The organism is Stenotrophomonas maltophilia group sp. P373 (assembly GCF_053295075.1).
On record NZ_CM129994.1, the window covers coordinates 2,435,849 to 2,459,174 of the forward strand.

A 23,326-nucleotide genomic window follows, 5' to 3' on the forward strand; every position below is an offset into this window, starting at 1 on the left:
CTTCGCGCCACCCGCTTGACCAATGTCAAACCGCCCGCTGCCGTGCGGGCGTATCTCTATGCAGGACCCGAACACGCCGGCGTTACCGGCATCCACAAGGACCCTGCGATGAGCTACACCCCCGACAACGCCCAGCTGCTGAACGCCATGCAGAACGTCATGGTGATCTCCACCACCGACCTGCAGGGCAACATCACCTACGCCAACGATCTGTTCTGCACCCTCACCGGCTTCGCCCGCGAGGAACTGATCGGCCAGCCGCACAGCATCGTGCGCCACCCGGATGTGCCCAAGGCGGTCTACAAGGACATGTGGGACACCATCAAGGCCGGCAAGACCTGGACCGGCATCGTGCCCAACCTCGGCAAGGGCGGCGTGCTCTACGTGGTCGACACCACCGTGCAACCGCTGTTCGACGCCGACGGCAACATCACCTCCTACATCAGCATCCGCCGCGTGGTGAACGACCTGATGCAGAACTACGAGCTGGTCGAGTTCAGCAAGGAAAAGTTCGACGACTTCTACGAGGCCGCGTGAACGCCCTCCCGACCAGTACGCCCTTCAGCCGCCTGCTGGTGGGTTTCGCGTCCGAGTCGGGCAATGCCCGCGCCCTGGCCCAGCGCCTGGGCGCGGACCTGCAGCCGCACGCGCCGCAGGTGCTCCCTTTCAACGACATCGAGGTGGCCAGTCTCGGTCACGGCGACGTGCTGCTGGCGATTTCCAGCTCGTTCGGCGATGGCGAACCGCCGGCCAATGGCGAACAGTTCTTCGAAACACTGCGCCAGACCCCGACGCTGGCTGGGCTGCGCTATGCAGTGTTCGGCCTCGGTGACACCGGCTACCCGAGCTTCTGCGGCTTCACCAAGGCGCTGGATGCTGCACTGAGCGAGCGCCAGGCGCAGCCGCTGCTGCATCGGGTGGACGCCGACCTGGGCTACGAGCAGTTCTTCCAGCAATGGCGGCCGGTGCTCGGCCAGGTGCTGGAGGGCGACCTCAACGCTGGCCAGGACCTGCGCCTGCAGGTCACCGCCTATGGCGAAGACAATGCGTTTGCCGCCCCCATTCTCGAACGTCGCCGCCTGAACAGCAGCGACCCCGCTGCCTGGCACCTGCAGCTGGACATTGCCGGCAGTGGCATGGCCTACCGCGCAGGTGACACCCTGCACGTGGTACCCGAGAACGATCCCGCCCTGCTGCAGGCATTGGCTGCCTGGTATGGCGACACCGCGGCCTTGGCCGCCCTGCACGACCGCGAGCTGCGCCTGCTGAGCAAGGGCGTACTGCGCGAACTGGCCAGGCTCGGCGGTAGCGAGGTACTGAAGGGTCTGTTGAAGGTCAGCCAGAAGCGCGAGCTGGACGCCTACCTGCACGGCCTGGACCTGCTGGACGTGCTGCAGGACCACGCCACCCCGCACAGCGTTCCTCTGGCCAGGCTGCGCGGGCTGCTGTCACCGCGGCTGCCTCGCGCTTATTCCATCGCCTCTCACCCTTGCGACGACCAGCTGAGCCTGTGCGTGCGCGAAGTGCGCTACACCCTGCGCGACCGCGAGCGCTTCGGCACCGCCACCGGCAGCCTGCTGCACGGCGGCGACCACGCCCGGGTGTACTGCCGTTCCAACCCCGGCTTCCACCTGCCCGATACCGGCCAGGCACCGCTGCTGCTGGTCGGCACCGGCACCGGCATCGCACCCTTGATGGGCCTGATGCAGGAACTGCAGGCCAACGCCTGCGAACGTGAAGTGCACCTGGTGTTCGGCGAGAAGCACCGCCAGCACGACTACCTGTACCGCGACCAGCTGCAGGACTGGCACACGCGAGGCGTGCTGGCCGGCCTGCATACCGCGTTCTCGCGCGATGGCGCCGAAAAGGTCTATGTGCAGCATGTGCTGCAGCAGCGTGCCGCCGAAGTGCGCGATGTCCTGGCCCGCGGTGGGCACCTGTACCTGTGCGGCAACAAGAGCCACCTGGAAGGCGCGGTGCGCGAGGCCATCGATGCCATCGGTGGTGAAGGATACTGGGACACACTGCGGGGCGAAGGCCGCACCCACTGCGAGTTGTACTGATCCATGACCACCGGACCGCACGGACCTTGAACCGGTAGAGCCGGCCGCTGGCCGGCTGCTCAGGATTCCGTTGTTGCCGGCCAGCGACCGGCACTACCATCAGATGTGACCAACCAGCGCCGGTGCGTCCATCACGGGTCAATTGCCGACGATGCGGCCGTCCACCACGCGCGCCACTTGCTGACCAAACATGGCTACGTCCTGCGGGTCGTGGCTGATCAACAACAACGGGATCCCGGTCTTGTCCAGCACCGCCTCCAACTCCTGGCGCAGATGCTGCCGAAGGTCATGATCCAGTGCGGAGAACGGTTCATCCAACAGCAGCGCCTGCGGTTGCGTCACCAGCGCCCGCGCCAGTGCGGTGCGCTGGCGCTGCCCGCCGGAAATCTGCGAGGGCAGCAGATCACCCACGGTGTCGATGCGGAAGGCGTGCAACCACTGCTCCACCGCACCGAAGTGCTGGCGGTTCCGTGGATTCAACCACCCCTTCTCCAGCCCGAACGCCACGTTCTGGCGCACGCTCAGATGCGGGAACAACGCGTAATCCTGGAACACATAGCCCAGCCGGCGGCGCTGCGGCGGCAGATCCACGCCGGTGGCCGCATCGAACAGGGTCTGCCCCTGCACGCGCACATGCCCCTGGCCCGGCCGCAGCAGCCCGGCCACCGCCTTCAAGGTCAGGCTCTTGCCCGCGCCCGAGGGCCCGAACAACACCACCTGCCGCTGCGTGCACTGCAGCGATACGTCCAACACGAACTCCTGGCCGGCCGCCTGCAGGCGACGCTGCACCTGCAGGTCAAGCCACATCGCGCAGCTCCCGGCGACGCCCGCCCACCAGCCGCGCGGCCAGCAACAGGATCACGATGCAGACCACCGAGGTCAGGATCACCAGCGCATTGGCCTTGCCGTCCTGGCCGGCCTGTACCGCCTCGTAGATGGCGATCGACAACGTCTGCGTCCGGCCCGGAATGCTTCCGGCCACCATCAGCGTCGCGCCGAACTCGCCCATCGCGCGCGCAAACGCCAGCAGCAGGCCGGCGAGGATGCCGCGCCACGCCAGTGGCAGCGTGATGCGGAAAAACACCGCCACTTCGGACACACCCAGCGTGCGTGCGGCCTGCTCCAGCTGCCCGTCCACTTCCTCGAACGCCGCGCGTGCCGGCTTGAACACCAGCGGCAGCGAGGCCACCGCCGCAGCAATCACGGCCGCCTGCCAGGTGAACACCAGGTTGATGCCGAACCACGACTGCAGCCACGCACCGATCGGACCATTGCGACCGATCAACACCAGCAGGTAGTACCCCAGCACCGTCGGTGGCAGCACCATCGGCAGGGTCAGCAGCGAATCCAGCAGCTCGCGCCCGGGGAAGCGACGGCGGGCCAGCAACGCGCCCAGCGCCACGCCCAGCACCAGATTGATCGCGGTGGCCCAGCCGGCCACCTTCAGCGACAACCCCAGCGCGGTCCAGTCCAGATCCATGCCTCAGGGCTTGCCGAACCCGTGCTTGGCCAGAATCGCCTGGCCCTGTGCCGAACGCACGAAGGCAGCGAAGCGCCGTGCCTCTGCCGGCTGCGTACTGGCCCTGGTCACCGCCAGCGGATACGCAATGCGCCCGGACACCGGCACCGCGAACGCACGGCGCACCCGGTCGGGCATCGCCTGCGCGTCGGTGGCATAGACGAAGCCGGCATCCACTTCACCGCGCGCCACGTAATCCAGCGACTGACGCACGTTCTGCGTGGTGATGATCCTGCCCTGCACCGACGACCACAGGCCCGCCACGTCCAGCGCGCCCTTGGCATAGCGGCCGACCGGCACGCTGTCCGGGTTGCCCAGTGCGATGCGCTGCACACCGGCACCGGCCAGGTCCTTCAAGGTACGCGGCGCCGCCTTGGCCTGCAGCGGCACCACCACCCACAGCGCGTTCGCTGCAAACACCTCGCGGGTGCCGGCCGCCAGCAGATCCTGCTGCTGGGCCTGGTCCATCGTGGTTTCGTCGGCCGAGGCGAACACATCCACCGGCGCACCGCGGCTGATCTGTTGCAGCAACACGCCGGACGCGGCGAAGTTGAAATCCACCTTGGTGCCCGGGTGTGCCTTCTCATAGGCATTGCCCAGTTCGCGGAAGCTCTCGGTCAGGCTCGATGCCGCCGAAACGGTCAGCGTGGCCGCCCAGGCCGGCACCGTGGCCAGCAGGCCCAGCAACAACAGTCCAGCTCGCTTCATCGTCGGCTCCCGGCCAGGTTCAGTTCGGATCGGATTCGTCGGCCACCGCCAGCGCGGCCAGGCGCTCGGGCTGCAGCAGCAGGATCTCACGCTGCTTCACCGCGATGATCCCATCATCGCTCAGGCGGCGCAGCACGCGGCTGGCGGTTTCCGGCGCCATCCGCAGGTAGTTGGCGATCTCGGTACGCGCCATCGTCAGGTTGAAGCGCGTGGCAGAAAAACCGCGCCGCGCGTAGCGCTCGGACATGTCCAGCAGGAATGCGGCCATGCGCTCTTCGGTACGGTGGTTGGCGGCCAGCGTGGCGACCTTGCCGATCTCCGCACTGAGCAGGCTGAACAGCTTGGCCTGCAGCCCGGGCATGCGCGTGGCCAGCGAGCTCAGCTTTGGGAACGAGATGCGGCACAGATGCACCGTATCCAGCGCCACCGCATTGCAGGGGAAGCGCGAACCGTGGATCGCATTCAGGCCGATCACTTCGCCCGGCAGGCTGAAGCCCAGCACCTGCTCGTTGCCCTGGCTGTCGTCGACGAAGGTCTTGACCATGCCGGCGCGCACCGCAGCAATCGAATCAAACGACTCGCCAGCGCGGAAGATGTAGTCACCCGCATGGAACGGACCGACGTGGTCGACCAGCACGTGCAGATCGCCCAGTGCGGTCTTGTCGTAGCCCTGCGACATGCAGGCGTCGGAAAACGCGCAGGTGCTGCAGAAGTGCAGCGCGTCGCCGTCATCGGCGGCGGCGGGGTTCGGGGTGGCCTGTCCAAGGCGGCCGTGCGAAGGCGGATTCGAAGACATCTGGGCAAGACTCAAGCGATGGCGGCCGCCGGCCGGAAGCATGCGGCCATCATACGCCACAGCAGGCGCCCTTCTTCGGCCAGCCGCAGCACGCGCGCATCCCAGTGCGCCCAGCCGCGCGCCAGCAACGGTGCCAATGCTGGCAGCTGCCCGGCGAAGCATTCTTCGAACGGTTCATCGTTGCGCCATTCGAAGGCAACCGCATCGAGCGCGTGATCGCAGGCGATACTCTGCGCCACCTCGGCCGCCAGTCGCTCGTCTTCGGACAGGATCAATCCAGCAGACACGCCCATATGCCCAGCCTGCAGCCGCGCACGCCATTCGCCCAGTTCGTCCTCCAGGCGGTAGAACACCTCGCCGATCTGGCTGCAGGCGGACAGCCCAAGCCCGATGAAATCGCTGCGGTCGCGGCGTGGCACGCCGGCCAGGTCACAATGACGCTGGCCATCGCCCGGGCCATGCGGGATCGGCAGGTCGCCGCGCTGGTAGTGGTCACCACCGATCGGTTCGTAGCCGGCTGCGCGCAGCAGGCGCCAACTCTGCAGCCATCGTGCCGCCGAGGGATGGTCTGGCAGCGCGCAAGGCGCCGGCAGCAGGATGCGCTCGGGCGCTTCGGCCAGCACCTCATGCAGTCGTTCGATGAAGCCGGTATCCGCGCTGCCGGGCACCCGCAACTGGTAGTATCGCGCGGTAAAGCCCACCTGTCGCGCATGCGCCAGCAGCGTCGGCCCGGGTGCATCGGCGCGATCAATCACGTTCAGGCGGGTGCAGCCCACCGCACGCAGTTGTGCCGGCGCCAGCGCGCTGCCCGCGTCCAGCCGCACCTCCACCTGTGGCCGCGCCACGGTGCGCAAGTACTGCGGCACGGCATCCAGCAGCTGGCCCAGCTGTGGTGGCGGCAGCGTCTCGGCCAGCCCCAACTGCAGCACCATTGCCACCACCTCGCGATCTTCAGCCAGCGCGCCGGCCTGCAGGCGCAGCGCCAGCAGCAGGGTGTCCAGATACGCCTGCGGTGGCACGTCGCGCCCGCCACGACCCGCCTGGAAGCCGAGCGTCAAACCACGCGGGATCAGGTGCTCGTTGCTGGCGCGCACGGCGGCGCGCCACCCGCTTTCGCCAAAGCCGGTACTGAACTGGTCAGCCGGCGGAAACAGCACGTGCCGTGGCTGCCGCAGCAATGCCGCCTGCAGCGCAGTGTCCTCGCTCTCGTCAACGTGGAAGCTCATGGCAGACATCTTCGGGCGTTCCTCTTCGCGTGGCCCTGATTGAAATCAAGCGTGGCGAATCTGATGGTTCCTGCCGGCCAGCGGCCGGTACTACCCTTTCACCCACCACTCGGTCGTGCCGGCCGCTGGTCGGCATCACCCCTTCACCCGCCGCGTATCGTCCTGGTAGTGCCGGCCGCTGGCCGGCAGCACCCTTCACCCGCCGCGCACCCGCTCGGCGGCGGCCGCGTCGATGGCTTCGGGCAGGTCGGTTTCGCGGTCGATCTGCGGGAAGTGGCGACGTTCCATGCGGCGGATCGCGAAATGCATCCACGCCAGTGCAGCCGCCACCAGCACGAACAGCAGCATGAAGCAGCTGCTCCAGATGCCCACCGCATCGTTCAACGCGCCAAACACGATCGGCAGGACGAAGCCACCCAGGCCGCCGATCATGCCGACCACGCCGCCCACCGCGCCCACATGCCTGGGGTAATACACCGGAATGTGCTTGTAGACCGCGGCCTTGCCCAGCGACATGAAGAAGCCCAGCACGAACACCAGCACGGTGAACATCACTACGCCGATGGCCAGATGGAAATGGAGCGGGCCGTGGATACCCTTCACCACATACTCGGTATCCGGGTAGGCCAGCAGGAAGGTGCAGATGGCCGACACGCCGAAGGTCCAGTACATCACCCGGCGCGCGCCCATCCGGTCCGACATCCAGCCACCGACCACGCGGAACAGGCTGGCCGGGATCGAATAGCACGCCGCCAGCATGCCGGCGTGGCCCACGTCCATGCCATAGGCGCCAACCAGGTAGTGCGGCAGCCACAACGCCAGCGCCACGAAGCCGCCGAAGACGAAGAAGTAGTACAGCGAGAACCGCCATACCTGCAGGTTCTTCAGTGGTGCCATCTGCTCGGCGAACGGCACCGGCTTCACGCCTTCGCGGCGGCGCTGTTCCAGAGACGGGTCTTCCTTGCTGAAGAGGAAGAACAGCACCGCAGTGACCGCCAGCGCGACGGCCCAGACCTTGGCAACCATGGTCCAGCCGGCCGCCACCATCACCAGCGGCGCCAGCAGCTTGGTCACCGCCGAACCGATGTTGCCGGCACCGAAGATGCCCAGCGCAGTGCCCTGCTTGCTGGCCGGGAACCACTTCGAGACGTAGGCCACGCCCACCGAGAAGTTGCCGCCGGCGATACCCACGCACAGCGCGGCAACCAGGAACTGGCTGTAGGTCTGTGCGTAGGTCAGCATCCAAGTAGCGACTGCACCACACAGCATCACCAGCACCATCACCTTGCGGCCACCGAACTGGTCGGACCAGATACCGAGGAAGACGCGGCTGACCGAGCCGGTCAGCACCGGCGTGGCGATCAACAGGCCGAACTGGGTGTCATTCAAGCCGAGCTGTTGACTGATCTGGATACCAATGATCGAGAAGATCATCCACACCGCAAAGCACACGGTGAAGGCGAACGTGCTCAGCCACAGCGCACGTTGCTGCTGCCCGGCACTGGCGGGGGCAAGGGCCTGGTTCATGAATTTTCCTCGTTCAAAGGGGTTCAGCCGATATCCGCTTCGGCTTCGATCTCATCCAGCCCGCGCACTGGGTAGCGTTCCTGCAACTGCAGCAGGTAGGCCTGCACCTCGCGCTGCCGCACCTGCAACTCCAGGTAGTCACGCAGCTGCGGCAGCACGGCCTCGAACGGCTGCGGCTGGCCTTCCTCGCGGGCATCGACGCAGACCACGTGGTAGCCCCAGCGCGATTCCACCGGGAATCCGGCCAGGCCTTCGCGCAGGCGGAACACCTGTCGGTCGAACTCCGGCGTGGTCTGCCCACGTTGCAGCCAGCCCAGGTCACCGCCTTCGCTGCTGGACGGGCAGCGTGAATGACGCAGGGCGAAATCGGCGAACAGGTGCGGCGACTCCTTCAGCAGTCCGACCAGCCGCTCGCCCTCGGTGCGTGCAGCGAAGCGCCCGGCCACGTCGTCGGCCGGTGCGGCCAGCAGGATATGGCGCAGGCGCACACGGTCGGGGGAGCGGAAGCGCTCCGGGTTCTGCTCGAAGTAGCGCCGGCAGTCTTCATCGGTCGGCACGCGGTCTTCGATCGCGTCTTCCAGCAGCTGCTGGATCAGCACTTCCTCGTCACTTACCCGGTTACCCTCCGGCGCCTGCAGGCCCAGCCGCTGCGCTTCCAGGCGCAGCAGTTCGCGCACCACCAGTGCACGTGCCGCTTCGGCACGTGACTGTTCCGGGCGCATCGCCCGGTGGTGCTGCATCTCGCGGGCGATGTCGGCCTCGCTGATCGCGGTCTCGTCCACGAACAGCCGGCACGGTGCCGGCTGCCCGAGCGAACGCGGCCCCTGCGCCGCCGCGTCATGGTGGTGCGAATGCGCCTCGGCGGGAACCGGTGCCGCGGAGTCGATCACGGTAATCGGCAGGAATTTCGGCAGGCTGCGCATGGTTTACTCCCGCGGCCCATAGCGCAGCGTGGCCTGACGGCGGCGCACCACCTGGTAGGGCCGCCACAGGTAACTGATCGGAATGCTCCATACGTGCACCAGGCGGGTGAACGGCGCGATCAGGAACAGGGTCAGGCCGAGGAAGATATGCATCTTGTAGACCCAGCTGACGCCCTCGATGTAATCAGCGGCACCGGCACGGAAGGTCACAATGTGCTGCGCCCACTCGGCCAGCTGCACCATCACCCCGCCGTCCAGGTGACCGGACGAGACGCGGATGCTGTACAGGCCCAGGCACAGCTGCGCGAACAGCAGCACCAGCACCAGGGTGTCACCGAAGCTGCCGGTAGCCCGAACACGCGCATTGAACAGGCGGCGTACCAGCAGGATGCTGATGCCGATGAAGCACAGTGCGCCGAACACACCACCGACCACCATCGCCAGCATCTGCTTCTGCGAGGAGGTGATGAAGTGCTCGTACACCGCGTGCGGCGTCAGCAGCCCGACCAGGTGGCCGCCGAGGATGGCCAGGATGCCGATGTGGAAGCAGTTGCTGCCGAGCCGCATGCCCTTGTCCGACAGCATCTGACTGGAGCCGGTGCGCCAGGTGTACATGGCCTTGTCATAGCGGGCCCAGCTGCCGATCAGCAGCACTGCCACGGCGATGTACGGGTAGTACTGGAAGGCGAATTGATGCAGGGAGTAACTCATGGCTGGACCTCACGATGCGAAGGACGGGCCGGCGAACGCACGGGCGGCTTGCAGTCTTCGGCAGGGGCTTCGGCGCCGAAGCGCACCGCCTCCTCCTCCCACAAGCGGTCCATGGCCTCGGCGGTATCGTCGCGGACTTCCTCGCTGGCACGCTGGCGCAGCGCCTGCAGATCGGCCTTGCCGTCACCGGCTTCGACCAGGATCTCGAACAGCACCCGGTGCGGCAGCTCACGCTCGGCGGCACGCGCGGCCAGCATCCCGGCGATATGGCCGATGTGGTGCAGCCACTCGCGGGCCTCGCTACCGGGGCGGTGGGCCAGGAACTCCAGCAGCAACGGCAGGTAATCCGGCAGCTCGCGGGCATCCAGTTCGAAGCCGTTGCGGCGGTAGGTTTCGACCAGATCGACCATGGCCTGGCCGCGGTCGCGCGACTCGCCATGGATGTGTTCGAAAAGCAACAGGCTCATCGAACGGCCGCGGTCGAAACTGGCCAGCCACGCCGCCTGTGCATCCAGCGCATCGGTGGCCAGCAGCTGCTGCACGAAGCTGCGCAGCTGCTGGCGGCGGGCGGGGTTCAGCGCCGGGTCGTCACAGGCGGCGAGCAGCTCCTCGCCGTGCTCCCACAGTTCCTCGCGGGGGTAGTCCAGCAACACCCCGACCAGCTTGAGCACCCTCATCACACCACCTCCTTGCGGCGCTGGTTCGGGCCCTTGTCCACCACGAAGGTGGTGGTCTTGCGCTGCCCGAACAGGTCCGCCGGGCTGTCACCATTGCAGCCGTTTCCGAAGGTGAAGCCGCAGCCGCCGCGCTCACCGAAGGCGTCGTTGGCGTACTCGCGGTGGCCGGTCGGAATCACGAAACGGTCCTCGTAGTTGGCAATGGCCAGATAGCGGTACATCTCTTCCACCTGGGCGATGCTCAGCCCGGTCTGTTCCAGCACGGCGGTGTCTTCCACGCCGTCCACGTTCTTGGCCCGGCGCCAGGCACGCATCGCCATCAGCCGCTCCAGCGCGCGTACCACCGGCGCCTCGTCACCGGCCGTCAGCAGGTTGGCCAAATAGCGCATCGGGATGCGCAGCGACGCCACGTCCGGCAGCTCGCCGCTCATGCCCACGCGGCCACGCTCGGCGGCGGACTGGATCGGCGACAGCGGCGGCACATACCAGACCATCGGCAGCGTGCGGTATTCCGGGTGCAGCGGCAGCGCCAGCTTCCAGTCGATCGCCAGCTTGTACACCGGCGACTGCTTGGCCGCATCCAGCCAGCTGTCCGGGATGCCTTCCTTGCGCGCGGCGGCGATCACTGCCGGATCGTTCGGGTCCAGGAAGATGTCCAGGTGGGCCTGGTACAGCTCCTTCTCGGCGGCTACCGAAGCGGCCTCGGCGATGCGGTCGGCGTCGTACAGCATCACGCCCAGGTAGCGGATGCGGCCCACGCAGGTTTCCGAGCACACGGTTGGCTCACCCATCTCGATGCGCGGGTAGCAGAAGATGCACTTCTCCGACTTGCCGCTCTTCCAGTTGTAGTAGATCTTCTTGTACGGGCACGCCGACACGCACATGCGCCAGCCGCGGCACTTGTCCTGGTCGATCAGCACGATGCCGTCTTCCTCGCGCTTGTAGATCGCGCCCGAGGGGCACGCCGAGACGCACGCCGGGTTCAGGCAGTGCTCGCACAGGCGCGGCAGGTACATCATGAAGGTCTTTTCGAAGGCGCCGTAGATCTCCTTCTGCACCTGGTCGAAGTTGCAGTCGCGTGAGCGCTTGCTGAACTCCGAACCGAGGATCTCCTCCCAGTTCGGGCCCCACTCGATCTTCTGCATGCGCTCGCCACTGATCAGCGAACGCGGGCGTGCGGTGGGCTGGTGCTGGCTGTCCTTGGCGGTGTGCAGGTTCTGGTAGTCGAAATCGAACGGCTCGTAGTAGTCGTCGATCTGCGGCAGGTCCGGGTTGGCGAAGATCTTGGCCAGCATGCGCCAGCGGCCGCCCGCGCGTGGCACCAGCTTGCCGGCGCGGCTGCGCACCCAGCCGCCGTTCCACTTGTCCTGGTTCTCCCATTCCTTCGGGTAGCCGATGCCCGGCTTGGTTTCCACGTTGTTGAACCAGGCGTACTCGACACCCTCGCGCGAGGTCCAGACGTTCTTGCAGGTGATCGAGCAGGTATGGCAGCCGATGCACTTGTCCAGGTTCAGCACCATCGCGATCTGTGCACGGACCTTCATCACACCACCTCCTTTACAGCTGCAGGTACTGCCTCATCGTCCAGCCAATCGATCTTGTCCATCTTTCGCACGATCACGAACTCGTCGCGGTTGGTTCCGCAGGTGCCGTAGTAGTTGAAGCCATAGGCCAGCTGCGCGTAGCCGCCGATCATGTGGGTCGGCTTGAGCACGATGCGGGTCACCGAGTTGTGGATGCCGCCGCGGGTGCCGGAAATCTCCGAGCCCGGCACGTTGATGATGCGTTCCTGCGCGTGGTACATCATCGCCATGCCCGGCATCACGCGCTGGCTGACCACCGCACGCGCGGCGATCGCACCGTTGACGTTGAACAGCTCGATCCAGTCGTTGTCGACGATGCCGGCACTGCGCGCGTCGTCCTCGCTGATCCACACGATCGGACCACCGCGCGACAGCGTCTGCATGATCAGGTTGTCGCTGTAGGTGCTGTGGATGCCCCACTTCTGGTGCGGGGTGATCCAGTTCAGCACGATCTCCTTGTTGCCGTTCGGGCGCTGGTTCAGCAGCGGCTCCACCGTGCGCGTGTTGACGGGCGGGCGATAGCTCATGAAGGCCTCGCCGAAGTCGATCATCCATTCGTGGTCCTGGTAGAACTGCTGGCGACCGGTCACCGTGCGCCACGGAATCAGCTCGTGCACGTTGGTATAGCCGGCGTTGTAGCTGACGTTGTCGTCTTCCAGTCCCGACCAGATCGGCGAAGAGATGATCTTGCGCGGCTGCGCCTGGATGTCACGGAAGCGGATCGCCTCGTGCTCCTTGCCCACCGCCAGATGCGTATGCTCGCGGCCGGTGAAGGTGCCCAGCGATTCCCAGGCCTTAACTGCCACGTGGCCATTGGTTTCCGGCGCCAGGTGCAGGATCACTTCGGCCGCGTCGATTGCGGTCGAGATGGCCGGGCGGCCCTGGCTTACGCCTTCTTCGTGCACGGTGTGGTTCAACTTGCCGAGGAACTCGACCTCGTGCTTGGTGTCCCAGCTCATTCCCTTGCCGCCGTTGCCCTGCTTGTCCAGCAGTGGGCCGAGCGAGGTGAACTTGCGGTACAGGTTCGGGTAGTCACGCTCCACCACCGTCATCGACGGCATGGTCTGGCCCGGGATGGCCTCGCACTCACCCTTCTTCCAGTCGGCCACGCCGAACGGCATGCCCAGCTCGTTGGGGGTGTCGTGCAGGGTCGGCACCAGCACCAGGTCCTTCTCCACACCCAGCACGCCCGGCGCCATCTCGCTCACGGTGCGGGCCACCTCCTTGAAGATGTCCCAGTCACTGCGCGATTCCCACGCAGGGTCCACCGCCTTCGACAGCGGGTGGATGAAGGGGTGCATGTCCGAAGTGTTGAGGTCGTCCTTCTCGTACCAGGTTGCCGTCGGCAGCACGATGTCCGAATACAGCGCGGTGGTGCACATGCGGAAGTCGAGCGTGACCAGCAGGTCCAGCTTGCCTTCCGGCGCCTCGTCGCGCCACTTCACCTCCTGCGGCTTCACTGCGCCCATTTCGCCCAGGTCCTTGCCCTGAAGCCCGTGGCGCGTACCCAGCAGGTGCCGCAGCATGTACTCATGGCCCTTGCCCGAGGAACCGAGCAGGTTCGAGCGCCAGATGAACATCATGCGCGGGTGGTTCTGGCTGGCGTCCGGGTCGGCGAAGGCGAAGTCCAGCGAGCCATCCTTGAACTTGCCCAGCGCGTAGTCCGCCGGGGCCACGCCGGCCGCTTCGGCCTCGCGTACCAGCTGCAGCGGGTTGCGGTCCAGCTGCGGGGTGCTCGGCAGCCAGCCCATGCGCACCGCGCGCAGGTTCAGGTCAGCCAGGCTGCCGCTGTACTTGCGGGCATCGGCCAGCGGCGACAGCAGCTCGTCCACCTGCAGCTTCTCGTAACGCCACTGCCCGGTGTTGAAATAGAAGAACGAGGTGCCGTTCATGTGGCGCGGCGGCTTGCTCCAGTCCAGGCCGAACGCGAGCGGCTGCCAGCCGGTCTGCGGGCGCAGCTTCTCCTGGCCCACGTAATGCGCCCAGCCGCCGCCGGTCTGGCCCACGCAACCACACATGATCAGCATGTTGATCAGGCCGCGGTAGTTCATGTCGTTGTGGAACCAGTGGTTCATGCCCGCGCCGACGATGATCATCGAGCGGCCGTGGGTCTTGTCGGCGGTACGCGCGAACTCGCGGGCGATCTGGATTACCTCGGCGCGCGACACGCCGGTGATGCGCTCCTGCCACGCCGGCGTGCCCGGCACCCTGTCATCGAAGCTCGATGCCACGTTGCCGCCGCCAAAGCCACGGTCCACGCCGTACTGGGCCAGCAGCAGGTCGTAGACCGTGGCTACCAGCGTCTGGCCGCCATCGGCCGTGGCCAGCCGGCGCACCGGAATGTTGCGGTCCAGTACGTCTTCGGCCGGCGCGGCGGTCCAGCCGTCGCTTTCAATGCCACCGAAGTACGGGAAGCTCACCGCCTCGATGCCGTCGTTGGCGTCGGACAAGCTCAGGCGCAGGCGCGTGTCGGCGCCATTGCTGGCCTTCTCTTCGATGTTCCAGCGGCCCTTTTCACCCCAGCGGAAACCGATCGAGCCATTGGGCACCACGATCTGGCCGCTGTTCTCGTCGTAGGCCAGGGTCTTCCAGTCCGGGTTGTTGGCTTCACCCAGCCCGCCCAGCTCACTGGCGCGCAGGAAGCGGCCCGCCACCAGGCGGCCATCGTCGCGGCGCTCCAGGCGCACCAGCATCGGCATGTCCGAGTACTGGCGGCAGTAGTCCTGGAAATACTGCGAGGGCGAGTCGACATGGAACTCGCGCAGGATCACATGGCCGAACGCAAAGGCCAGCGCCGCGTCGGTGCCCTGCTTGGGGTGCAGCCAGTGGTCGGTCAACTTGGCCAGCTCGGAATAGTCCGGGCAGATCGCCACCGTCTTGGTGCCGTTGTAGCGCGCCTCGGTGAAGAAGTGCGCATCGGGCGTACGCGTCTGCGGCACGTTCGAGCCCCAGGCGATGATGTAGCGGCTGTTGTACCAGTCAGCCGATTCGGGCACGTCGGTCTGCTCGCCCCATATCTGCGGCGAGGCCGGCGGCAGATCGCAGTACCAGTCGTAGAACGACAGGCAGGCGCCACCCAGCAGCGACAGGTAACGCGCACCGGCGGCGTAGGACACCATCGACATCGCCGGAATCGGCGAGAACCCGACCACGCGGTCCGGGCCGTACTGCTTCACCGTGTACAGGTTGGAGGCGGCGATGATCTCGTTGGCCTCTTCCCACTGCAGGCGCACGAAGCCGCCCATGCCGCGGCGGGTCTTGTACGAACGCGCCTTCTCCTTGTCCTCCACGATGCTGGCCCAGGCATCGACCGGGGCCTTGCTCTTGCGCGCTTCGCGCCACAGGCGCAGCAGCGTGCCACGGATCAGCGGGTACTTCAGCCGGTTGGCGCTGTACAGGTACCAGGAGTAGCTGGCGCCACGCGGGCAGCCACGCGGTTCATGGTTGGGCAGGTCCGGACGCGTGCGCGGGTAATCGGTCTGCTGGGTTTCCCAGGTGACCAGGCCGTTCTTGACGTAGATCTTCCAGCTGCAGGAGCCGGTGCAGTTCACCCCATGGGTGGACCGCACGATCTTGTCGTACTGCCAGCGGGCGCGGTAACTGTTTTCCCAGTCGCGGCCCTCGCTCTTGGCAAATCCATGGCCATCGGCAAAGGTCTGGGGGTCACGCTTGAAGAACTGCAAGCGATCGAGGAAATAACTCATCGGGGATCTCCCTTTGCGGACATCGGCATCGTGGCTGTGTGTGTCATCTGGCTGCGGTGCGTTTTCATGTCGTCAGCAGGGTGTCTCGGCACCGCGCCGGTAGTACCACCACCAGGTCACGGCCAGGCAGGTGACATAGAAAACAACGAATCCGTACAGCGCCATGTCGGGGCTGCCGGTCAACGTAATGGACGAGCCGTAGCTCTTGGGAATGAAGAAACCGCCGTAGGCGCCGATCGCACCGGAAAAGCCGACCACCGCAGCCGACTCGATGCTGGCCTGGTGCGCGGCGGTAGCCTTGCCCTCGGCGTTGTCGTTGGCCGACCAGCGCTCATGCAGCGTGCGGAAGATCACCGGGATCATGCGGAAGGTCGTGCCGTTGCCGATGCCACTGAGCACGAACAGCGCCATGAAGCTGAGCAGGAAGCCATGGAAGTTGCCGCCCTGGCCATCGCTGGGCAGGAAGTGCAACACACCGAACACCGCGGCGATCATCAGCGCGAACACCCAGAAGGTCAGGCGTGCGCCACCCCAGCGGTCGGCCATGCTGCCACCCACCGAGCGCATCAGTGCGCCCAGCAGCGGGCCGATGAAGGCGTAGGCCAGCGGGTTCACGTCCGGGAACTGGCTCTTCACCAGCATCGGGAAGCCGGCCGAGAAACCGATGTAGGAACCGAAGGTACCGATGTACAACCAGCACATCAGCCAGTTGTGCTTGCGGCGGAAGATCACCGCCTGCTCGGAGAACGACGAGCGGGCGCTGGTCAGGTCGTTCATGCCGAACCAGGCCGCGATGGCGCACAGCGCGATGGCCGGCACCCAGATGAAGCCGGCGTTCTGCAGGAACAGTGATGCCCCACCCTCCACCGTGGGCTGCGGTGCACCACCCAGCGCACCGAACACGCCTACGGTGATGACCAGCGGGATCACCGCCTGCGCCACCGACACGCCCACATTGCCCAGGCCAGCGTTCAGGCCCAGCGCCAGGCCCTGCTTCTGCTTGGGATAGAAGAAGGAGATGTTGGACATCGACGATGAGAAGTTCGCGCCACCGAAGCCGCACAGGATCGCGATGGCCACGAACACCCAGTACGGCGTGGCCGGGTCCTGCACCGCAAAGCCGAGCCAGAGCGTCGGCGCCAGCAGCGAGGCGGTCGACAGCGCGGTCCAGCGGCGGCCGCCGAAGATCGGGATCACGAACGAATAGAAGATGCGCAGGGTCGCGCCGGACAGGCTGGGCAGCGCCACCAGCCAGAACAGCTGGTCGGTGCTGAAGTTGAAGCCGATCTTCGGCAGGCTGATCGACACCGCCGAGAACAGCACCCAGACCGAGAAGGCCAGCAGCAGCGAGGGGATCGAGATGACCAGGTTGCGGGTGGCAACCCGCTTGCCGGTGCGCTCCCAATAGCCGGGGTCCTCCGGCGTCCAGTTGCTGATGACGCGACCCGGACGGGCAGTGCTGCGGACAACAGGATCGCTACCGACGGTCATACATGGCTCCAAGGCTGTGGAATGACGTGGGTATTGCTTTCAAGTTGTGACCCGTCGTCGTGCAGCCATTAGGCCGTGCGGCAACTACGACGGGGTTGATCTGGATCAATCAGGGGCCGGTTTTCACCCTGCCCCTGACAAATGTCAAACCGATGAAGCGGTATTGCGGCGCGTGACTCCGCGCTGGCGCACGCTGTCGCGCACGTCCACATCGAACTGCAGCTGAAGCCGGCTGCCATCTTCCAGGGCAATGTCGAATGGCAGGCCATCCCGGCACGGCAGCCGCGCCGCCAAGGCCTCAACCGCCGGGCGCGGCAGCACCAGGCGGCAGAAGGTGCCACCATCGAGCAGCACCGGCCGCTCGCCGCCATGCAGCGACACCGCCATGCCCCAACCCTCGATACCGCCGAAGCGGGTCATGTTCTCGACCGATTCACCGGCCAGCAGGCGCGCCAGTTCGGCCTCGTCCAGGCGAAGCCGTACCGATTGGTCCTGAAACTGCACTTTCATGACGCAACATCCTCCCATTGTTCGGGGGTATTGCAGTTGACCAGCCCGGCCTCGTCAACCGGCGCCAGGGCCACGGAATTCACGCCAAGACGGCGCTGCAGGGCCTGCAGCGAGCGCGGGCCGTCCGGGTCATCCAGCATCGATCCAAGTACGTTGCGGCAAGCATCGTCTATATCCACCAGCATGGGCAGGGGGTGGCCCGCAAAGATCGTGCATGGACCGCGATGGCCGTCACGCAATTGCTGTAGCAATCGCGGCGGCAGCAGCGGTGTATCCACCGGCACCACCCAGGCCGGGCCATCGGGCATGCGCGTCGCCACGCTGTAGAGCCCGCCCAGCGGCCCGCAACGTGCCACGCGGTCCGGTATGCCGCCGAACGCCGGGTAATTTCCGCTGACCCAGACCTCGCGTGCGCCAGCCTGCATCAACAGGCCCCGCATGTGTTCCAGCAGCGTGCGCCCCTGCCACGGCAGCAGCGCCTTGTCGCGGCCCATCCGGGTGGACAGGCCACCGGCCAGCACGATGCCGGTGATGCTCATCGCAGTAGAGCCACGCCATGCGTGGCTGCGCCGGCATCAATGTTGATGATCGTGCGCATGGTCATGGGCATGTGCAGGTTCACTGTCCGCGTGGCAGAGGCTGCAGCCCTCGCTCCACGCGCTGTCGCCGTCTTCGTAATGTTCCTGCTTCCAGATCGGGCACTGGTGCTTGACCACCTCGATCAATTGCCGGCAGGCCCGGAATGCCTCGTCACGGTGCGGGCTGCCGGCGGCCACCACCACCGCCACATCGCCGATGCCGAGTCGGCCCTTGGCATGGGCCACATACAGCTTCAGCTTCGGGCCAAACGTCGCCTCGACCTCGGCGGCCAACCGCTTGAACTCGTTCAACACCAGCGGCTCGAACAGGTCGTAGGTGATCCCGGTCACCGGCCGGCCGATGTTGACATCGCGCACCTTGCCGATGAACACATCGATGCCACCGAAGCCCGGATCGGACACCGCCGCGATGCCCTCGGCCGGATCGATCGCCGCCTGCGCGCGGTCCACCACCTTGGCAATGATCGTCTCGCTCATCGCTCAGCCCCCGCTCACCGGCGGCAGGATCGCCACCCGGCCATCGTCGGGCAGCGCCTCGTGGTCGCGCAGCACGCGTTGCTGATCGGCGAATGCCGAGTAATCCAGCAGGCCGGCACGGAAACCCGGCCAACGCAGTGGCAGCAGCTCGCGCAGCGCCTGGCGCAGATCGGCCACGGTGCCACCGGCCACCTCCACCGCGATTTCACGGCTGGCATCCAGATCGGAAAACGCACCGAACAACTGCAGATTCACCTGTTTCATCATGACTCCTGGCTCACCAGCTGCACCGGTTCGTGGTGACCCCAGCCCTGCACCCGCACGTAGGTGCCCGCGCTGGCCTGGTCTCCCTCGGCTTCCAGCACCACCCAGGCGTTGGCCTGCAGCATGGACTTCAAACGGAATGATTCCTGCCCGGACAGCACGCGCGCACTCAGGCGCCCCTGCGCGTCCACTTCCACCCGCGCCCGCGCATGGAAACGCAGGCCCGGCGGCGTGCGCACGTCGGCCTGCAGCGGCAGCGTCAGCACCGGCTCCGGCGCCAGCCCCAGCAGGCGGCGCAGCACCGGCTCGACGAAGAAACGCTGGCCCACGGCCGCCGAGACCGGGTTGCCCGGCAGGCCGAAATACAGCGCGCCATTGGGCAGCACCGCAAACAGCAACGGCTTGCCGGGGCGGATCGCCACCTTGTGGAACACGATGCGCGCACCCCGTCCGCGCAGCGCGTCGGGAACGAAATCGTACCGGCCGGCCGACACCGCGCCGGTGCTGATCAACAGCTGCGCACCCGCAGCCAGCGCTTCATCCAGCACCGCATTGAACGCGGCCACGTCGTCGCCCACCGTGCCCTGCCACACCACCTCGGCACCGGCGGCCTGCAGGCGGCCGACCAGGTATGGCCGGTTGCTGTCACGGATCTGGCCGGATTCCAGCGTCTGCGCCGCCTCGGTCACCAACTCCTTGCCGGTAGCGATCACTGCCGCCTTCGGCCGCGCCACCACCGCCACCTCGCCCACGCCGATCGCATGCAGCAGGGTGCGCGCGTTGATATCCAGCACCTGCCCGGCCTGGAGCACGCGCTCGCCGTCGCTTACATCCTCGCCGCGCAGGCGCACGTTCTGGCCCGGCTTCACCAATCCCTTCAGGGCAATGCGGGTCGGGCGGCCGTCCTCGCTGGAGAGGATCTCCACATTCTCGACCGGCACCACCGTGTCCAGCCCGACCGGCATGCGCGCGCCGGTCATGATTTCCCAGGCACCCTCGCCGCCTTCGGCACCGGCATCGCCGGCCGCCTGCCAGCCCTGTACCCCGAATTCGGTACCGGCTTCGAATGCCACGCCGTTGGCGCGCAGCGCGAAGCCGTCCATCGCCGAATTGTCGAACGGCGGCAGCGACTGTGCGCTGTGGATGTCACGGGCCAGCGTGCGGCCCGCGGCCTCGTGCAGCGGCAGGCGTTCGGCCGGCAGCGGCGTGGCCGCGTCCAGCAGGTGCTGCAAGGCTTCGCTATAGGCAATCATCAGTGGCCACCACCCTCGACCATTGCCAGTGCGTGGCCCAGTACCGGCGCCAGGATGTCCAGGCACTGCGCCGCCGCCTTCGGGCTGCCCGGCAATGCAAACACCAGCATGTTGCCCAGCTGCACCACCTCGGCGCGGCTCAGCCAGGCCATCGGCGTGTGCTGTGCGCTGAGTGCCCGCACCATCTGCGCCAGGCCATGCACCGGCCGCGCATTCAACGAACGCAGCGCCTCCGGGGTCAGGTCACGCGGGCCCAGCCCGGTACCACCGGTACACAGGCTCAGGCGCACGCCCTCGGCGGCCAAGGCCTGCAGGCGGCCCGCCAACGGCTCGATGCCATCGGGCAGTACCTCGGCGGCTACCACCTCGCCCCCCAGCTTCTTCAGCCCGGTCACCAGGGTCGGGCCAGAGATATCCTCATAGGTGCCTTCGCTGGCGCGATCGCTCAGCGTGATCACCGCGCAGGCCGCGCCCTGCAGCCCCTTCGGCGCACGCGGCTTGAACCGCTCGCGCTCGGCCTCGTCCATGCCATCCGGGTGCAGCCAGACACCGCGCTTGCCGCCTTCCTTGAACAGCAGGCGGATGCCTTCGATGCGCAGCGCCGGTTCCACCGGCTTGCTCAGGTCGTACAGGGTCAGCAGCGCCGCGTTGACGCCGGCCAGTGCCTCCATCTCCACGCCGGTGCGGGCCTCGCTGGCGCACTCGCACCACACGCGGATCGCCTGCCGTTCCGGCACCGGCGCGCAGAACACCTGCACCAGTTCCAGCGGCAGCGGATGGCACAGCGGCATCAGCATCGACGCCATCTTGGCACCCTGCAGGCCTGCAATCTCGGCCATCACCAGCGCATCGCCCTTGGGCAGGCGGCGCTCGACGATCAGCGGATAGGCCACTGGACCGGCATGCAACTCGCCCACCGCCACCGCACGGCGGCGGGTGATGCGCTTGTTGCGCACATCGGCCATATGGAAGGCCGCATTCAATTCCCCACTCATCGTGTTGCTCATCCTCCGATCGAGGCCAGGTGCGGGGTCAGCCCGGTCTGGCCCTGGTGCAGTCCATGCCCGGCCGCTTTCAGGCCAAGCTGGGTGGTGATGCGTGCCAGCAGCGCGTCGTGGTCCTCATCGCGCTGCAGCAGCGGTCGCAGTGGCACGCCGAACTCGCCGAACAGGCACAGCCGCAGGTCGCCCTTGGCGGTCACCCGCAGGCGGTTGCAGCCTTTGCAGAAGTCACGCGAATACGGCGCGATGATCCCAATGCTGCCGCGATGGTCCGGATGACCGAACTCGCGCGCCGGGCCGGCATCGGCCGCGCGCGGGCGCTCGTGCCAGCCCGCGGCCAGCAGCTGCTCGATCACCCGATCGGCGCGCAGGTGGTGGCGCTGGAAATAGGCTTCGTTGTCGCCGGTGCGCATCAGCTCGATGAAGCGCACGCTGAAGGGGCGGTCACGCAGGTAGTCCATCCACTGCGGCAGCTCGTCGTCGTTCAGGCCACGCAGCAGCACCGCGTTGAGCTTGATCGCCGGCAGGCCCAACGCCTGCGCCAGCGCCAGGCCCTGCTGGATCTCCGGCAGGCGGTCATGGCCGGTGATGGTATTGAAGCGTTCGCGCTGCAGGCTGTCCATGCTCACGTTCAGCGCAGTCAGGCCTGCCCGGTGCCATCCCGGCAGCCGCCGCGGCAGCAGCGTGCCGTTGGTGGTGATGGCCACCTTGCGGATGCCCGGCACCGCCGCCACGGTGGCGATGATCTCGTCCAGATCCTTGCGCAGGCTGGGCTCGCCACCGGTCAGGCGGATCTTGCTCATCCCCAGCGCGGCAAAGGCCCGCACCAGGCGGCCGATCTCCTCCACCTGCAGGAAACGCGGGTGGCCATCGGCCTGGTAACCGTCGGGCAGGCAGTAGCTGCACCGGAAGTTGCAGGCTTCGGTCAACGACAGGCGCAGGTACGGAAAGCTGCGTCCGAAACCGTCGGTGAGTTGGCTCATGGCTGGTCCACCTTGTTGCTCCACCGTCTTGCCTGTGCCCGGAACGGCCCGGATACCCTCGCCTGCTGGAACGATTGCCAGAGTACGCGGCCTTCAGTTCCATCGGCATGACTTAAATCAATCGCGTTCGGCCCCCCGCGGAAGGCGTTGTGGCAGCATGCGGCTTTCCGTGCAGCGGGCGTGTGACAACCCTCATGATGATGAACGATTTCCAGCAACTGCTGCACGCCGCCGGCGAGCAGGCTGAACCGCAACGCCTGCTGTTCGTATTCGTGCGCGCCGAGCTGCCCGAATCGCCCACCAGCGACCAGCGCGACCGGCATGACCGCCGCGAGGGCGGCACCCTGTCGCCGGTGCTGTGCGTGGACAAGCTGCCGGCCGAGGTGCCCAGCTTCCAGGCGCTGGCGGCCGAATCGACCACCACCGGCATCGACTGGGACCTGGTGTTCGTAGCGGCGCTGGATGGCCGTGGCGGTTTCGCGCCGAACAGCGACGAAGCCGCGCGCCCGTTGCAGCTGATGGTCAACGCCATCCATGGCGGTCAGATCGGCCGCTTCGCCGCCTTCGACCGTGGCGGCGAGCCCGTTCAGTTCTATTGAGCCACCAGCTGCAGGGTCAGGAAGAAGATCACCAGCACGGTGTTCAGCCCCCAGGCCACGGTCAGCCCGCGCGCCGCCACGCCCAGGTTGGGGTTGTGCGCGGTGGGCGCCGCCCGCCAGACCGCCGGGATGATCCAGCCGGTATAGAGCAGCAGCACGGCAAATACCCCCAGCAGCAGCGTGGTGCGCTGGTTGGCCAGCGCCCAGAGGGCCACCGCCCACAGAATGTTGCTGGGAATGACGCCCTGCAGCCAGAACACACTCCACAGGCGGGAACGGCCTTGGGTGTCGGGGGTGGGGTGCAGCGAAGCGGTGGCGGTCATAAGTCTCCTTCTGTTTAGGAAACGTGCTGAACAAGCCTGCGCTTGGTGGCTGGGAACGTCAACCCGAGTCGCACGTCACGCTTTGGCGCCTGTAGACGCGGGCCATGCTCGACACAGGTCGCTCCCCGCAGAGCCTGTCGTCATCGCCCCTCCCCCTTTGTTCCCTAACGCCCCCCAACCTCGACATCTGTCGCAGATTGCACGGTGCGGGCGGACCGCCGCGCCAGCCAGCGCTGGCAGTGCTTAACAGCATGGGAGAATGCCGAAAGCGTCTCCAATCGAGTGTTGTTTACAACTCTTCTGATTGGCATTGCACAGCGCCAGGGGCTCAGATGGCGTGCCACCGGAAAAGGGTGGCCGGGCTTCGAACACCCGAGTTGATGTTGATG

General features: G+C 66.7%; 23 protein-coding genes. 3 read left to right on the forward strand and 20 right to left on the reverse strand.

Annotated elements, in window-relative coordinates; all coding sequences use genetic code 11:
* Nucleotides 1–108: 108 nt before the first annotated feature.
* Together ACSYHF_RS11305 and ACSYHF_RS11310 are read left to right on the forward strand one after the other, a co-directional pair.
* The gene (locus ACSYHF_RS11305; protein ID WP_005416824.1) at nucleotides 109–537 is read left to right on the forward strand and encodes a PAS domain-containing protein; all 429 of its coding nucleotides are present in this window, start codon (nucleotides 109–111) and stop codon (nucleotides 535–537) included.
* Nucleotides 534–2,063 (forward strand): diflavin oxidoreductase, encoded by a 1,530-nt coding sequence (locus ACSYHF_RS11310; RefSeq protein WP_447575658.1) that lies wholly within the window; start codon nucleotides 534–536, stop codon nucleotides 2,061–2,063. Before ACSYHF_RS11305 ends, ACSYHF_RS11310 begins: the two co-directional genes overlap by 4 nt.
* Nucleotides 2,064–2,201: 138 nt before the next feature.
* On the opposite strand, the gene ACSYHF_RS11315 is transcribed toward ACSYHF_RS11310, so the two are convergent.
* From ACSYHF_RS11315 to moaA, 19 genes are all read right to left on the reverse strand, one after another.
* The gene (locus ACSYHF_RS11315) at nucleotides 2,202–2,870 is read right to left on the reverse strand and encodes a sulfate/molybdate ABC transporter ATP-binding protein (protein ID WP_447575659.1); all 669 of its coding nucleotides are present in this window, start codon (nucleotides 2,868–2,870) and stop codon (nucleotides 2,202–2,204) included.
* Nucleotides 2,860–3,543, reverse strand: coding sequence for a molybdate ABC transporter permease subunit (gene modB / locus ACSYHF_RS11320; RefSeq protein ID WP_065177657.1), 684 nt, complete (start codon nucleotides 3,541–3,543; stop codon nucleotides 2,860–2,862). Before modB ends, ACSYHF_RS11315 begins: the two co-directional genes overlap by 11 nt.
* Nucleotides 3,544–3,546: 3 nt before the next feature.
* A complete protein-coding gene (modA, locus tag ACSYHF_RS11325; RefSeq protein WP_447575660.1) occupies nucleotides 3,547–4,290 on the reverse strand; it encodes a molybdate ABC transporter substrate-binding protein in 744 nt (247 codons plus the stop codon).
* 19 nt (nucleotides 4,291–4,309) lie between these two features.
* Nucleotides 4,310–5,086 carry a helix-turn-helix domain-containing protein gene (locus ACSYHF_RS11330; protein ID WP_005416832.1) on the reverse strand — a complete coding sequence of 259 codons (777 nt, stop codon included), beginning with the start codon at nucleotides 5,084–5,086 and terminating at the stop codon, nucleotides 4,310–4,312.
* Between the two features lie 11 nt (nucleotides 5,087–5,097).
* The gene (locus ACSYHF_RS11335) at nucleotides 5,098–6,312 is read right to left on the reverse strand and encodes a hypothetical protein (RefSeq protein ID WP_005416834.1); all 1,215 of its coding nucleotides are present in this window, start codon (nucleotides 6,310–6,312) and stop codon (nucleotides 5,098–5,100) included.
* Nucleotides 6,313–6,507: 195 nt separating this feature from the next.
* Entirely contained in the window at nucleotides 6,508–7,839 is a 1,332-nt protein-coding gene (locus ACSYHF_RS11340) for an MFS transporter (RefSeq protein ID WP_005416836.1), read from the reverse strand.
* A gap of 23 nt (nucleotides 7,840–7,862) precedes the next feature.
* Nucleotides 7,863–8,762, reverse strand: coding sequence for a peptidylprolyl isomerase (locus tag ACSYHF_RS11345; RefSeq protein WP_005416838.1), 900 nt, complete (start codon nucleotides 8,760–8,762; stop codon nucleotides 7,863–7,865).
* Between the two features lie 3 nt (nucleotides 8,763–8,765).
* Nucleotides 8,766–9,473: a respiratory nitrate reductase subunit gamma gene (narI, locus tag ACSYHF_RS11350; RefSeq protein WP_005416840.1), complete on the reverse strand. Its 708-nt coding sequence runs from the start codon at nucleotides 9,471–9,473 to the stop codon at nucleotides 8,766–8,768.
* A complete protein-coding gene (gene narJ / locus ACSYHF_RS11355) occupies nucleotides 9,470–10,150 on the reverse strand; it encodes a nitrate reductase molybdenum cofactor assembly chaperone (RefSeq protein ID WP_111128611.1) in 681 nt (226 codons plus the stop codon). The genes narI and narJ overlap by 4 nt, the downstream gene beginning before the upstream one ends.
* Nucleotides 10,150–11,694 (reverse strand): nitrate reductase subunit beta, encoded by a 1,545-nt coding sequence (gene narH, locus ACSYHF_RS11360; protein ID WP_447575661.1) that lies wholly within the window; start codon nucleotides 11,692–11,694, stop codon nucleotides 10,150–10,152. Before narH ends, narJ begins: the two co-directional genes overlap by 1 nt.
* Nucleotides 11,694–15,437 (reverse strand): nitrate reductase subunit alpha, encoded by a 3,744-nt coding sequence (locus ACSYHF_RS11365; RefSeq protein ID WP_447575662.1) that lies wholly within the window; start codon nucleotides 15,435–15,437, stop codon nucleotides 11,694–11,696. The genes narH and ACSYHF_RS11365 overlap by 1 nt, the downstream gene beginning before the upstream one ends.
* 72 nt (nucleotides 15,438–15,509) lie before the next feature.
* Nucleotides 15,510–16,928, reverse strand: coding sequence for a NarK family nitrate/nitrite MFS transporter (locus ACSYHF_RS11370; RefSeq protein WP_069138369.1), 1,419 nt, complete (start codon nucleotides 16,926–16,928; stop codon nucleotides 15,510–15,512).
* A 144-nt stretch (nucleotides 16,929–17,072) separates the two neighbouring features.
* Entirely contained in the window at nucleotides 17,073–17,438 is a 366-nt protein-coding gene (locus ACSYHF_RS11375) for a hypothetical protein (protein ID WP_447575663.1), read from the reverse strand.
* A complete protein-coding gene (gene mobA, locus ACSYHF_RS11380) occupies nucleotides 17,435–17,977 on the reverse strand; it encodes a molybdenum cofactor guanylyltransferase (protein ID WP_329915557.1) in 543 nt (180 codons plus the stop codon). Before mobA ends, ACSYHF_RS11375 begins: the two co-directional genes overlap by 4 nt.
* A gap of 36 nt (nucleotides 17,978–18,013) precedes the next feature.
* Nucleotides 18,014–18,514, reverse strand: a complete 501-nt coding sequence (locus tag ACSYHF_RS11385; protein ID WP_005416853.1) for a molybdenum cofactor biosynthesis protein MoaE — start codon at nucleotides 18,512–18,514, stop codon at nucleotides 18,014–18,016.
* Between the two features lie 3 nt (nucleotides 18,515–18,517).
* Nucleotides 18,518–18,778 carry a MoaD/ThiS family protein gene (locus tag ACSYHF_RS11390; protein ID WP_005416856.1) on the reverse strand — a complete coding sequence of 87 codons (261 nt, stop codon included), beginning with the start codon at nucleotides 18,776–18,778 and terminating at the stop codon, nucleotides 18,518–18,520.
* Nucleotides 18,778–20,031, reverse strand: a complete 1,254-nt coding sequence (locus ACSYHF_RS11395) for a molybdopterin molybdotransferase MoeA (RefSeq protein WP_447575664.1) — start codon at nucleotides 20,029–20,031, stop codon at nucleotides 18,778–18,780. The genes ACSYHF_RS11390 and ACSYHF_RS11395 overlap by 1 nt, the downstream gene beginning before the upstream one ends.
* Complete coding sequence (moaCB, locus tag ACSYHF_RS11400; RefSeq protein WP_447576438.1) at nucleotides 20,031–21,026, reverse strand: bifunctional molybdenum cofactor biosynthesis protein MoaC/MoaB; 996 nt, start codon at nucleotides 21,024–21,026, stop codon at nucleotides 20,031–20,033. The genes ACSYHF_RS11395 and moaCB overlap by 1 nt, the downstream gene beginning before the upstream one ends.
* A gap of 8 nt (nucleotides 21,027–21,034) precedes the next feature.
* Nucleotides 21,035–22,015, reverse strand: a complete 981-nt coding sequence (gene moaA, locus ACSYHF_RS11405; RefSeq protein WP_111128620.1) for a GTP 3',8-cyclase MoaA — start codon at nucleotides 22,013–22,015, stop codon at nucleotides 21,035–21,037.
* Nucleotides 22,016–22,209: 194 nt separating this feature from the next.
* On the opposite strand from moaA, the gene ACSYHF_RS11410 reads away from it, so the two are divergent.
* On the forward strand, nucleotides 22,210–22,614 hold the full coding sequence (locus ACSYHF_RS11410) for a ribonucleotide reductase subunit alpha (protein WP_111128621.1): 405 nt from the start codon (nucleotides 22,210–22,212) through the stop codon (nucleotides 22,612–22,614).
* Here the strand turns inward: ACSYHF_RS11410 and ACSYHF_RS11415 are convergent.
* Nucleotides 22,608–22,937, reverse strand: coding sequence for a hypothetical protein (locus ACSYHF_RS11415; protein WP_005416862.1), 330 nt, complete (start codon nucleotides 22,935–22,937; stop codon nucleotides 22,608–22,610). The two genes, ACSYHF_RS11410 and ACSYHF_RS11415, sit on opposite strands and share 7 nt — an antisense overlap.
* Nucleotides 22,938–23,326 lie beyond the last annotated feature (389 nt).